Source organism: Rhodoblastus sp., from assembly GCF_052145335.1.
Lineage (GTDB): Bacteria > Pseudomonadota > Alphaproteobacteria > Rhizobiales > Beijerinckiaceae > Rhodoblastus.
This window is the reverse complement of the sequence record NZ_JBKQOU010000238.1, coordinates 1-10656: the sequence shown is the minus strand read 5'-3', so window position 1 is coordinate 10656 and position 10656 is coordinate 1. Positions and strand designations below refer to the sequence as shown.

Annotated in this window: 13 protein-coding genes; 7 read left to right on the top strand and 6 right to left on the bottom strand. The window is 64.3% G+C overall.

Annotated features, from left to right (window positions below; genetic code table 11):
* Nucleotides 1-410: 410 nt before the first annotated feature.
* From ACLP2E_RS15175 to ACLP2E_RS15165, 3 genes are all read right to left on the bottom strand, one after another.
* Nucleotides 411-1040: a hypothetical protein gene (locus tag ACLP2E_RS15175; protein ID WP_442462608.1), complete on the bottom strand. Its 630-nt coding sequence runs from the start codon at nucleotides 1038-1040 to the stop codon at nucleotides 411-413.
* Nucleotides 1037-1627, bottom strand: a complete 591-nt coding sequence (locus ACLP2E_RS15170; protein WP_442462607.1) for a DUF1214 domain-containing protein — start codon at nucleotides 1625-1627, stop codon at nucleotides 1037-1039. Before ACLP2E_RS15170 ends, ACLP2E_RS15175 begins: the two co-directional genes overlap by 4 nt.
* A gap of 135 nt (nucleotides 1628-1762) precedes the next feature.
* Complete coding sequence (locus ACLP2E_RS15165; RefSeq protein ID WP_442462606.1) at nucleotides 1763-2332, bottom strand: hypothetical protein; 570 nt, start codon at nucleotides 2330-2332, stop codon at nucleotides 1763-1765.
* Nucleotides 2333-2529: 197 nt separating this feature from the next.
* Between ACLP2E_RS15165 and ACLP2E_RS15160 the strand changes: the two genes are divergently transcribed.
* The 3 genes from ACLP2E_RS15160 to ACLP2E_RS15150 all read left to right on the top strand — a co-directional run bounded on the left by ACLP2E_RS15160 (nucleotide 2530) and on the right by ACLP2E_RS15150 (nucleotide 5178).
* Complete coding sequence (locus ACLP2E_RS15160; RefSeq protein WP_442462605.1) at nucleotides 2530-3018, top strand: PepSY domain-containing protein; 489 nt, start codon at nucleotides 2530-2532, stop codon at nucleotides 3016-3018.
* 91 nt (nucleotides 3019-3109) lie between these two features.
* Nucleotides 3110-3796 (top strand): response regulator transcription factor, encoded by a 687-nt coding sequence (locus ACLP2E_RS15155; RefSeq protein WP_442462604.1) that lies wholly within the window; start codon nucleotides 3110-3112, stop codon nucleotides 3794-3796.
* Nucleotides 3793-5178 (top strand): sensor histidine kinase, encoded by a 1386-nt coding sequence (locus ACLP2E_RS15150; RefSeq protein ID WP_442462603.1) that lies wholly within the window; start codon nucleotides 3793-3795, stop codon nucleotides 5176-5178. Before ACLP2E_RS15155 ends, ACLP2E_RS15150 begins: the two co-directional genes overlap by 4 nt.
* A gap of 183 nt (nucleotides 5179-5361) precedes the next feature.
* Here ACLP2E_RS15150 and ACLP2E_RS15145 read toward each other — a convergent pair whose 3' ends face one another.
* Complete coding sequence (locus ACLP2E_RS15145; RefSeq protein ID WP_442466420.1) at nucleotides 5362-5568, bottom strand: hypothetical protein; 207 nt, start codon at nucleotides 5566-5568, stop codon at nucleotides 5362-5364.
* 112 nt (nucleotides 5569-5680) lie between these two features.
* Here ACLP2E_RS15145 and ACLP2E_RS15140 point away from each other — a divergent pair, with 112 nt between their 5' ends.
* Entirely contained in the window at nucleotides 5681-7864 is a 2184-nt protein-coding gene (locus tag ACLP2E_RS15140; RefSeq protein ID WP_442462602.1) for an alpha,alpha-trehalose-phosphate synthase (UDP-forming), read from the top strand.
* Between the two features lie 185 nt (nucleotides 7865-8049).
* The gene (locus tag ACLP2E_RS15135) at nucleotides 8050-8430 is read left to right on the top strand and encodes a hypothetical protein (RefSeq protein ID WP_442462601.1); all 381 of its coding nucleotides are present in this window, start codon (nucleotides 8050-8052) and stop codon (nucleotides 8428-8430) included.
* Here ACLP2E_RS15135 and ACLP2E_RS15130 read toward each other — a convergent pair.
* Together ACLP2E_RS15130 and ACLP2E_RS15125 are read right to left on the bottom strand one after the other, a co-directional pair.
* Nucleotides 8420-9127, bottom strand: coding sequence for an MIP/aquaporin family protein (locus tag ACLP2E_RS15130; protein ID WP_442462600.1), 708 nt, complete (start codon nucleotides 9125-9127; stop codon nucleotides 8420-8422). The genes ACLP2E_RS15135 and ACLP2E_RS15130 overlap by 11 nt on opposite strands.
* Complete coding sequence (locus ACLP2E_RS15125) at nucleotides 9124-9477, bottom strand: ArsR/SmtB family transcription factor (protein ID WP_442462599.1); 354 nt, start codon at nucleotides 9475-9477, stop codon at nucleotides 9124-9126. The genes ACLP2E_RS15130 and ACLP2E_RS15125 overlap by 4 nt, the downstream gene beginning before the upstream one ends.
* Nucleotides 9478-9677: 200 nt before the next feature.
* Between ACLP2E_RS15125 and ACLP2E_RS15120 the strand changes: the two genes are divergently transcribed.
* Both ACLP2E_RS15120 and ACLP2E_RS15115 read left to right on the top strand, forming a co-directional pair.
* Nucleotides 9678-10487, top strand: a complete 810-nt coding sequence (locus ACLP2E_RS15120) for a transglutaminase-like domain-containing protein (RefSeq protein WP_442466422.1) — start codon at nucleotides 9678-9680, stop codon at nucleotides 10485-10487.
* A gap of 98 nt (nucleotides 10488-10585) precedes the next feature.
* On the top strand, nucleotides 10586-10656 hold a 71-nt coding region (locus ACLP2E_RS15115), incomplete at its 3' end, for an adenylyltransferase/cytidyltransferase family protein (RefSeq protein WP_442466421.1).

Sequence of the window (10656 nt, the reverse complement as noted above, 5' to 3'; positions counted from 1 at the left end):
GCTGATACTGACGCTATGTATTAACCGATCCGTCCTTGATTATTGGCCAGGCCGCCGCCGCGCGGGGGCGGCGGGTAATGCGGGAGGACATATGAGTCTTGGGGCAATTCGTTCCAATCCGAAAGGCGGCGCGCCGCCGCTCACAGGCGCCCAAGCCTGAAGGTTCGGCGCAAATCCTTTTTTTTCTCGGCGTGCGCTACCAACGCCACGAAGAGGACTCCGACGCGCCACCAAAGCGCCGCCGCGCCGGCGCCGCCACGCCGCGGTCACGCCGCAAGAAACGCGCATGATTCGTAAAAGATCTTGCAAGACTTAAGCGATTCGCAAGCTGCGAAGAAAGCCCTCGACAACTTGAATCCACAGCATTTCCGCGAACAGGCTTTCACTATTTCGTCATAGGCGCCTCTTTGTCACGGCGCCGGCTTTTCCACGCTGCATTCGATGGCCGAGCGCATCGCCGCCGCCGAATCATAATCGCCCTCACGCAGACTGAGCGCGCGAACCAAAGCGAAGCCGTTTTTTCCCGGCGAGATCAGCCGCAATTGATCTTGCGGAGCCGCCTCGCTGGTTTCGTCGTTGTCGCGCTGTAAATCCTGCTCGTCGGCCTGGGCCTGGGTCAATATCAGAATGTCGAAACGCCCTTTCGGCGCCTGACGGTCGTTGGCGCTGAAAATGATCGTGCCGTCGGCCAGGCGCACCGAAACCGCAAAGGGATGGTCGCCGTCGGCGCGGGCGCGCAGGCGCAATGGACCTTGCGTCAGGTCGAAGCGGCAAAGGGCAAGGGTGGCGAAAGGGTCGCTGAAAGCCGGTCCCGGCGTCTCTGGCGCGGCTGGCGGCAGCAGCTCGACCTGACCGAGAGGCGCTTCCAGCGCCACTTTGCGATAGGTTGAGCCGGGCGCCAGGCGGGGCAGGGCGAGCAGCAAGATGAGATGAATGGCGACGCCGCCGAACAGACCCGCAATCAGCCAGGGGATGAGGCCGATGGCTCGGTCGACAACTCGGTCGGCGCCGTGTTTGAGCCGAAATCGCAGAGCTGTCATGAGCAGTCGCCGCGGGTAATGGTCGGCATGATCAGGCCCTCGAAGGCGCTGGCTAGCGAACTGGCGCCGGCCTCGTAGGCGCGCAGCACCAGGACGAAGCGGCCTTGTTCGCCGAGCGGCAGCCAATTGCCGCCCCTTGCCTCGCGGGCCGCATGGATGGTGAAGCCGCCGTCGGCGGAGCGCAGCAGGCCGGCGGAGGTCAGGCCGTAGCGTCCGGCAATATTGCGGCGCAGGCGACCCTCAGGGTCATAGACGCTCAGGGTCCAGAAGCGGGCCGGCAAAATGGCGCCGGAAATCTGGTAATCGCAACGCGATTCGAGGGCCAGGCCCTTGTCGTCTTCACTGGCGACAAAGGCCAGGCCCTCCCCGGTTCCGAGCGGCAGCACGCCGTCGACCGCCACGACGGCGCGCGCATAGGGGTCGATGTCGGCGCCGCCAAGACGCGGGAAGGAGGTCCAGGGGCCGAGCCGCACCGCGCCGAAACCAGGATCTCCGCGCAACGAAACCACCGTCGCCGCGAGCCCTAGCGCCAAGGCGGCGATCAAAGTGGTCGGCAAAGGTTTCAGCAAGGGTTTCAGATCGGACAAGCCTCCAGCCCCGCCTTTTTCCGCTCGCGTCGGGCTCCGCCAAACAGTCGCCGCACGGTTGGGGCGTTCGGCCATAGGTGGCATGAAGGCGCCTCGTCGGCAAGCTTTTCGCTGCGTCGCTGCGTCGCTTATGCGTTAACGCCAGAAGCTGGCGATCCTGCCGCCGAAATCGGTGGCGGCCGCGCGCCAATGCTCCGCCGTGTCTTGCAGCCGGGCGACGTGGCCGCCAAGCTCGGCGGCGGCGGGAAGGTTAGGCGCCCCAGGCAGCGGCAGGCCGAAAATTTTCACCGTATTTTCGTGGGCGGCCGCCGCGACGGGAACGAATGGAGCGACGACAATCGGTCCTGGAACCGCCGTCGCAGCGAGGAGTTTCGCCGTGGGCTCGGCGCGGCGTTTGCTTTCCCCGGCAGTCGGCTTGGCCGCGTCGGCAAGCGTCACGGGCTGCGGAGCAGCCTTCTGGCCGGCGTCGGCGATCGGCTGAAATTGCCCCAGGCTCTGCAGCGCCGCCAATTGTTCCGGATAATAGGCATAGGAGCGCAGGGCGGCGGGCGCCTCCTGCGTCGTGATGCGGAACGCGACGGTCGGCGGCTTTTCGGCCTGCGACGCCAATCCGAGCGCAAGCAGGATGGCCAGCCCGCCAGCAGCCGCGGCGATGCTGAGCCGCGCGGAGGCCGAACGCGAAAAAATACTTTTCTTGAGCCTCATCCGCGGACCTCCTCGGACGCCATTGTTTCCCCAGCGAAAACGCGGCAGAGGAGATTGTGACCGGACCATTGCGGCTAAAGCGCGACGGTAATCCGTTCTTCTCATGGCGCGGATGGCTCTTCTCACGGCAACCTTGTCGCGCCATCATGAAGGGGACGGTTCACACCTTATTCAGACTGGAGACGCCAATCTGCGTCATGGCCAAATTCGGGGCGAAACTATTGCTGATAGGCCTTTGCGGATTTTTCTCCCTCGGCTCTGGCGCCGCATGGGCGGACGGCTTTCGCTTCGGCGGCTATGGCGGCTGGGGGCCGCGCTTCGGCGGACCCTATTTCGGCGGCCCGCGTTACGATGGCCCGCGCTATTACGACGTCGAGCCCGATCCCGCAGGCCCTGCGCCCGACGAGCGTGTCCGCGCGATGGATCCGCGTCCCCCAGGTCCTCGCGCCTGCTATTCTTCGGCTGAAACCCGCGAGCGCGTCATCAGCCAGAATTTGCGGGAGCCTTTCGCCCTGATGCGCAAGGCTTCGGCTTTCGCCCATGCCGAAGCTCTGTCGGGTAAATTGTGCCGCTGGAAAGACCTGGACATTTACGAAATCACTCTGCTGCGGCCTGACGGCAGGGTGGTTCATGTGTTCTTGAACGCTGCGACAGGAGCGGTCGTCGGCGCGCTCAACACGCATTGACGCCGGTCCCCATCGGCGGAGCCGATGGGGCCGGGCCAGGAGCGAACGCGACGCCGAGCCTTCGCGAGGGAAAAGACGAAAGGGAATAAACTTGCGCCTGCTTGTGATCGAAGACGACAAGGATCTCAATCGCCAGCTCGTCGGCGCTCTTGAAGCGGCGGGTTACGCCGTCGATTCGGCGCTGGACGGCGAAGAGGGGCATTTTCTCGGCGACACCGAACCCTATGACGCCGTGGTGCTCGACATCGGCCTGCCGAAACTGGACGGCATTTCCGTGCTGACGGCGTGGCGCAAGGCCGGCCGGACCATGCCGGTGCTGATCCTGACGGCGCGCGACGGCTGGAGCGAAAAAGTGCAGGGTTTCGACGCCGGCGCCGACGATTATGTCGCCAAGCCCTTCCATCTGGAGGAGGTTCTGGCGCGACTCCGCGCTCTTCTGCGCCGCTCGGCTGGCCACGCCACCAATGAGCTGACCTGCGGACCGGTGACGCTCGACACCAAGGCTGGCCGCGTGCTGGTCTCGGGCGTCGCAATCAAGCTGACCTCGCATGAATACCGCCTGCTCGCCTATCTGATGCATCATGCCGGCCGGGTGGTGCCGCGCGGCGAGATCGTCGAACATTTGTACGATCAGGATTTCGATCGCGATTCCAACACCATCGAAGTGTTCATCGGCCGGCTGCGCAAAAAGCTCGGCGTCGATGTGCTGCAGACGGTGCGAGGCCTCGGCTATGTCATGGAGCCAGGCGCCACGGATCGCGCGTCGGCGCTGAAATGAGGTGGCGGTTCGGCTCGACCTCGATCGCGACGCGGCTGTTCCTGTCTTCCGCGCTGGCCTGCATCGTCGTCCTGACCTGCGCCGGCCTGGTGCTGTCGGCGCTTTACCGCGAGACTGCGCAAGCGGCGCTGGACGATCAGCTTGGCGTCTATCTGCGCGCCCTGGTCGCCGACATCGCCACGCCGCGCGAAGATTCGGCGACTGAGCCGGGACAATTGGGCGAGCCGCAATTCGAACTCGCGCTGTCGGGATGGTATTGGCAGATCACGCGCCTGGACGTCGACCCGCCGCAAATCCACGCCTCGCACTCGCTGTTCGCCTCGCGCCTGCCGCAACTGACCGACGCGGAGGCAGGGCCAACGCAAGACGGACGGCGGCGCGGCGACGTCAATGGGCCAGACGGCAAGCCGCTTCGCATGCTGGAGCGCGTCATCAACGCCGGCGACCAGGGCCGGTTTCTGGTGCAGGTGGCGGCGACGACGCAATCGGTGGACGGCCAGGTCGGGCAATTCGAGGTGGATCTTGGGGTGACCTTCCTGTTGCTCGCTTTGTTTCTGGTGGCGGCCATGGCTTTTCAGGCGCGTTACGGCCTGCGGCCGTTGCGGCGGCTGCGCCGGGACGTGATCGCGGTGCGACGGGGCCAGGCGGATAGGATCGCCGGGGAATTTCCGCTGGAAATCGCGCCTCTGGCCGACGAGTTGAACCTGCTGATCGGCGCCAATCGCGAGATCGTCGAGCGGGCGCGCATACAGGTCGGCAATCTCGCCCATGCGCTGAAAACCCCGCTCAGCGTCATTATCAACGAGGCGGACGGCGAGGATTCCGCCCTGTCTCGCAAGGTTGGCGAACAGGCCGAACTGATGCGCGACCAACTCTCCTTCCATCTCGACCGCGCCCGCGCCGCATCGCGGGCCGGCGCGATTGGCGCTTCCACCGATCCGGCTCCGGCGCTCGCCGCCATGTCGCGCGCCTTTGGCAAGATCTATCCCGCCGTCGATCTCGCCGTCGATTGTCCCCAAAACCTGCGCTTTCTCGGCGAAAGGCAGGATTTCGACGACATGGCCGGCAACCTGATCGACAACGCCTGCAAATGGGCGCGCTGCGAAGTAAGGGTCGCTGCGGAGCTTCTGCCGACGGGTGGGCGTGACCGGGCGTTTTTCCGCGTCATCATCGACGACGACGGCCCCGGGCTGAAACCCGGTCAGCGCGTGGAGGCCGTCAGGCGCGGACGGCGGCTCGACGAAAGCAAACCCGGCTCCGGCCTCGGACTTTCCATCGTCGCCGATCTGGCCTCGGCCTATGGCGGCAAACTGGATCTGTCCGATTCGCCGCTCGGCGGATTGCGCACCATCCTGATCCTGCCAGCCTCGCAACTGGAATGATTGCCCGGTTCCTGCGGACCCGCGAAGTGGGCTAAGCGTCGGCTCAAAGTAGCGCCGCATGTATTGCTACGCTTGAGCGGTTGCAACATTCAGGCCGTCCTCGTCTTTCGTCTGCGAATATTTGATAGCTAGCGATGATTGTGCGGAGCCTGCAGTCTTCGCGCCTAGAACTCCGCCGCTCCTTTATTTGGACATAATGATCGTCTTCCTTGGGCGCACGACAGACGCGCTCAAGGTGTTGGCGTAACGATCAACCAACGACGGATATTTGATTTGCCGCCAGACCCGACGCATCACGACCTGCCTTTTGCTATTTTCCTCGACGTTGAGGCGCATCGCGAGAGTCGGAATCGATGATGCGGCGGCGCAAGCGAAGGGAAGCGACTGCATGACGGCAATCACGGCCGGGAGAACCGGCGGCGCTCGCGCAAGTAAAGGCGACGCCGCCGTCCGGAGATCGCGCTTCGCCCGTATTCTGCGATCCCCGACCGCGAGCTACGCAATGATCGGAATCGGCGCAACGGCGATCATCATCATCGCCATGTCCGTGCTGGCTTCGATCATGGTCGAAGGCTGGGCGAGCCGCGACGTGGCGCTGCGCGCGCGCCTCGTCTTTCTCGCCGTCCACGACCAGGTCGCTGCAAGCGTCGGCGACAAATCCGGCGCCAACCTGGTTCCGTTCTTCGACCGGATCGCCGAGGACGAACGGGTTCTCGCGCTCGGATTCTGTTCGGCGACAGGCAAGCTGGAACTGGCCACCAGCGCCCTGCCGGCAAGCCTGAAATGCGGAAACCTGCCGCTTGGAGTGTCGGACACTCAGTCGAAGCTGTCGGCCGCCGGCAGGACGCTTCGTGTCAGTATTTTTCCCATGGTGGCGGGCAAGGTCTCCGGCCACCTGCTGGTGATTCACGATCTCAGTTTCATCGAGAAGCGTGTGCGAAAGGCGCGCCTCTACACGACATTGGCGCTGATCGGGGCCGCGGCGGGATTTGCTCTCCTGACCTTCTCCGTCGTCCTGGCGCTGACTCGCGGCTGGACTCGCTCGATGCGCAGCTTCATCGCCGAATTCCGCCGCGGCGGTCCGACGCCCTGCGCCGAACAAGGCGCCTTTCCGGTCAGCAAGGAAATCAGCGCGCTGCTGACGGAACTTCGCGTCGAACGCAAATTTGCCAACGGCATCCACGTCGAATGGTCGCCCCAGACCCTGCACCAGTTGCTGGAAGACGAAATGCCGGGCGCGCAAGTCCTGATCGTCTCCAATCGCGAGCCCTATATCCACAATCGCGTCGACGGCGAAGTGCAGCTTCAGATCCCGGCGAGCGGGCTCGTCTCGGCGCTTGAACCGGTGATGCGCGCTTGCGGCGGCACATGGATCGCCCACGGCAGCGGCTCGGCCGACCAGGAAACCGTCGACGGCCATGACCGCATCCGCGTTCCGCCCGCCGATCCGACCTATACGCTGCGTCGCGTCTGGCTCTCGGAGGAGGAGCAGGACGGCTATTACTACGGCTTCGCCAATGAAGGGCTTTGGCCGCTCTGCCACATCGCCTTCGTGCGGCCGAACTTCCGCGAGCAGGACTGGATCCATTACAAGGCGGTCAACGAGCGCTTCGCCGACACGGTCGTCCAGGAGGCGACCTGCGACGATCCGATCGTGCTGGTCCAGGACTATCATTTCGCGCTGTTGCCGCGGATGATCCGCAAGCGGCTGCCGAAAGCGACGATCATCACCTTCTGGCACATCCCCTGGCCGAACCCCGAGACTTTCAGCATCTGCCCGTGGCGCGAGGAGATCATGGATGGCTTGCTCGGCAGCAGCATCCTGGGCTTTCACACGCAGTTTCACTGCAATAATTTCCTCGAGGCGACCGACCGCTTCATGGAAAGCCGCATCGATCGCGAAAACTCCTCGGTCTCGCTGGGCGGCCATGAGACGCTGATCCGCCCCTATCCCATTTCGATCGAATGGCCGCCCGCGGCGCTCGCCGCGCAGGCGCCGGTCGCGGAATGCCGGGCCGCGGTGCGACGGCGCTTCGGCCTGCCCGACGACGTGCGGATCGCCGTCGGCGTGGAGCGGTTCGATTATACCAAGGGCATACTGGACCGCATGCTGGCTGTCGACGACCTGTTGAGCCGGCAGCCGGAATGGCGCGGCAAGTTCGTGCTGCTTCAGGTGGCGGCGCCGACGCGTGGAAAACTGGACGCCTACAGCGCGCTGCAAACGGAGGCGGTTCGACTGGCCGAGGAAATCAACGCTCGGTACGAAGGCTGTGGATGCAAGCCGATCCAGCTGGTGATTCGCCACCACGAACCGCATCAGGTGTTCGAACTGTTCCGGGCCGCCGATATGTGCGTCGTTTCGAGCCTGCACGACGGCATGAATCTCGTCGCCAAGGAATTCGTCGCGGCCCGCGACGACAATGCGGGCGTCCTGATCCTGTCGAGTTTCGCCGGAGCTTCCCGCGAATTGTCAGAGGCGCTGATCATCAACCCCTATGACACGCACGGCATGGCGGAAGGATTCGCCAGCGCCTTGCGCATGCCGCCCGAGGAACAGGGCAACCGCATCCGGTTGATGCGCGACCAGATCCGCCAGCGCAACGTCTATCGATGGGCCGCCCAGATGCTGCTCGACGCCGCCTGGCTGCGACGCCGGGAGGGAATCGTCGTCGCTGCGAAAAACTAGTTTTGGGGCGCATGGCTCGAGGCGGCTTGCCCGCACGCGGCGCGACATAAAAATCACTGGAGCGACCCGAAAAACACACTGGCGAAATTTTGTCGACTTTGTCTTTCGCGGCATAGCGTCAAACGCTAAGGTGCCACCGAATTCGCGCTCAAGGGGCGTCGGCCGAGATTTTTGGAGGTATTGCTGTGTTTTCTGTGGCGCGCGCCGGTTTCGCTCTCGCTGTTTTCGCTTCGCTGGCAGGGTGCGCCTCGACTCCGGGCGAAACGCCCAAGGCCGCCGCTGTCGTTGCGCCGCCGGCGCCCTACATGGGCCTCGCCAACGGCTCGCTGGGACAAAGCCTTACCGCCAGCGCCAGGACTGCCGCCAATAACGCGGAACTGGCCGCGGTGACCAGCGGCGAGCGCAAGACCTGGCGCGGCGACGACGGCTCCTATGGCTATATCGCGCCGGCGGCGGCCGGCGGCGACTGCCGCGACTTCACCCACACGGTCTATATCAACGGCCGTCCGCAGACGGCCAAGGGCACAGCCTGCCACGTCGGCGACGCCTGGAAACTCAATAGCTGAGCTTTTCCGACGTCTGTTCGCGCGGCCAGAGCAGAGGCGCGACCGCCAGCGCGGCAAGCGCGCCGGCGATCTGGGCCGCAACGAAAGCGCCGACGTTTTGCGGGGCGATGCCGGAGAATGTTTCGGTGAAGGCGCGGGCCAGCGTCACGGCGGGATTGGCGAAAGAGGTCGAGGCGGTGAACCAGTAGGCCGCGACGATATAGAGACCGACCGCGAATGGCGTCGTCGCCGGCGCGCGCGCAACACAGCCGAAAATCGTCAGCAGCAGCCCGAAGGTCGCTATGGCCTCGGATAGGCTTTGCGCGGGCCCGGCGCGCAAATGCGCGGAAACCTGCAACAGCGGCAAGTCGAACATGGCGTGGGCGGCGACGACGCCGAGCAGCGCGCCGGCGAATTGCGCCGGCAGATAAAGCGCGAAGGCGCGCCGCGAAAGCTCCCCGCGCAAGGCGAAGGCGAGGCTGACCGCTGGATTCATGTGGGCGCCCGAAACCGGGCCGAGCACGACGATCAACACCGCGAGCATGGCGCCGGTCGGCAAAGTATTGCCGAGCAGGGCGACGGCGACGTTTCCGCCGGAAAGTCTTTCGGCCATGATTCCCGACCCGACCACCGTCGCCAGCAGAAAAGCGGTCCCCAGAAATTCGGCCAAAAATTTTCGGGCCAAGGTTTTTTGACCCATGTCGCTTGAACTGTTCATTTTCCTGGTTCGTCTTCTGTCTTCGTCATGCCGGCAAAAGGCGCGCAACTGGACCGCGCGGAGGGGTCGTCCCGGCAGCAGTTCTCGCTGAGAAAGGCCAGCAGGGCGTTCATCGCGGCGAAATCGGCGGCATAGATCAGACTCCGCCCGTCGCGGCGCGGATGGATGAGGCCGGCCTGTTTCAGCTCCTTCAAGTGAAAAGACAGGGTCGCGCCCGCCATTTGAAGCTTTTCCCCGATCGCCCCCGCGGGCAGGCCGGGCGGCCCGGTTCGGACCAGCAGACGAAAAATGTCGAGCCGGGTTGCTTGCGCCAGAGCCGCAAGGGCGGTGACAGCCTGATTAATTTCCATATTTCTATAAATATCGAAATATACGCTTCGTCAAGCAGCCGTTTGCCGACGAGGGGCTCGTGACCTATGATGAAATCAGGGCGCGCGGCCCAGTCGCGCGCATTTCCACCATGTTTCGCTTTTGGATAGCGCGCGGCGGCGAAGAGATCGAGCCGCCCGGCGAAACATCGTTCGCCAACAAATCCGGGTCAGGAATTCTCATGCGCATTCGTATCGGTTTCGACATGACTTACGGAACGCCGGCGGTCTGCCCCCTTATTTGCCTGCTCAACGTTCACCAGCGCCAGTCGGCGCAACTCGAACAGCCGGATTATCTGCGCACCGAACCGGCTGTGCCGCTGCATACCTACACCGACGGATTCGGCAATCTCTGCACGAGGCTGGTCGCGCCGCCCGGCCGCATCCGCATCACCTCCGACGCGGTTTTCCACGCCGCCCGCGCCTATGATCCGGTGAATTCCAGCGCCATCCAGCACGAGGTGGCGGACCTGCCGCCCGATACGCTGGAATTCCTGCTTGGCAGCCGCTATTGCGAAACCGACCTGCTTTCCAACGAGGCCTGGCGGCTGTTCGGGTCCACGGCGCCGGGCTGGGCGCGGGTTCAGGCGATTTGCGATTTCGTCCATAACCATATCCACTTCGGCTACGACAAGGCCGATCCGACCCGCACCGCCGCGCAGGCCTATGCCCAGGGCATCGGCGTCTGCCGCGACTATACCCATCTCGCCATCGCCTTCGCGAGGGGGCTGAATATTCCCGCGCGCTATTGCAGCGGCTACATCAGCGACGTCGGCCTGCCGAAGCCCTATGCGGAGCAGGATTTCTGCGCCTGGATGGAGGTCTATCTCGGCGGTCGCTGGTGGGTCTTCGATCCGCGCAACAATGCCCCCCGCATGGGCCGGATTCTGATGTCGCAGGGCCGCGACGCGGCGGATGTGCCGCTGGTTCATTTCTTCGGCCAGAACGCCGTTCGCGATTTCAGGGTCTGGGTGGACGAGCTGCCGGACTGATCCATACTCCGGTTCCGGCTTCGCCGGGTCGAAAGTCGCAAAGGCTTTTCGGGGCCTTCGGCGTTGCGGAAAGGGCGCGGTTTCGCTAGCAATGCTTCATGCAACGCGTCGCGCTCTATCCGGGGTCGTTCGATCCCGTCACCTATGGTCATGTCGATGTGATCCGCGC

Excerpts from the sequence above, each read along its gene's own strand:
- ACLP2E_RS15165 (WP_442462606.1), bottom strand. The coding sequence starts at position 2,332 with ATGAGGCTCAAGAAAAGTATTTTTTCGCGTTCGGCCTCCGCGCGGCTC.
- ACLP2E_RS15120 (WP_442466422.1), top strand. The coding sequence starts at position 9,678 with ATGCGCATTCGTATCGGTTTCGACATGACTTACGGAACGCCGGCGGTC.
- ACLP2E_RS15130 (WP_442462600.1), bottom strand. The coding sequence starts at position 9,127 with ATGAACAGTTCAAGCGACATGGGTCAAAAAACCTTGGCCCGAAAATTT.
- ACLP2E_RS15150 (WP_442462603.1), top strand. The coding sequence starts at position 3,793 with ATGAGGTGGCGGTTCGGCTCGACCTCGATCGCGACGCGGCTGTTCCTG.
- ACLP2E_RS15125 (WP_442462599.1), bottom strand. The coding sequence starts at position 9,477 with ATGGAAATTAATCAGGCTGTCACCGCCCTTGCGGCTCTGGCGCAAGCA.
- ACLP2E_RS15160 (WP_442462605.1), top strand. The coding sequence starts at position 2,530 with ATGGCCAAATTCGGGGCGAAACTATTGCTGATAGGCCTTTGCGGATTT.
- ACLP2E_RS15175 (WP_442462608.1), bottom strand. The coding sequence starts at position 1,040 with ATGACAGCTCTGCGATTTCGGCTCAAACACGGCGCCGACCGAGTTGTC.
- ACLP2E_RS15140 (WP_442462602.1), top strand. The coding sequence starts at position 5,681 with ATGATCGGAATCGGCGCAACGGCGATCATCATCATCGCCATGTCCGTG.
- ACLP2E_RS15145 (WP_442466420.1), bottom strand. The coding sequence starts at position 5,568 with ATGCAGTCGCTTCCCTTCGCTTGCGCCGCCGCATCATCGATTCCGACT.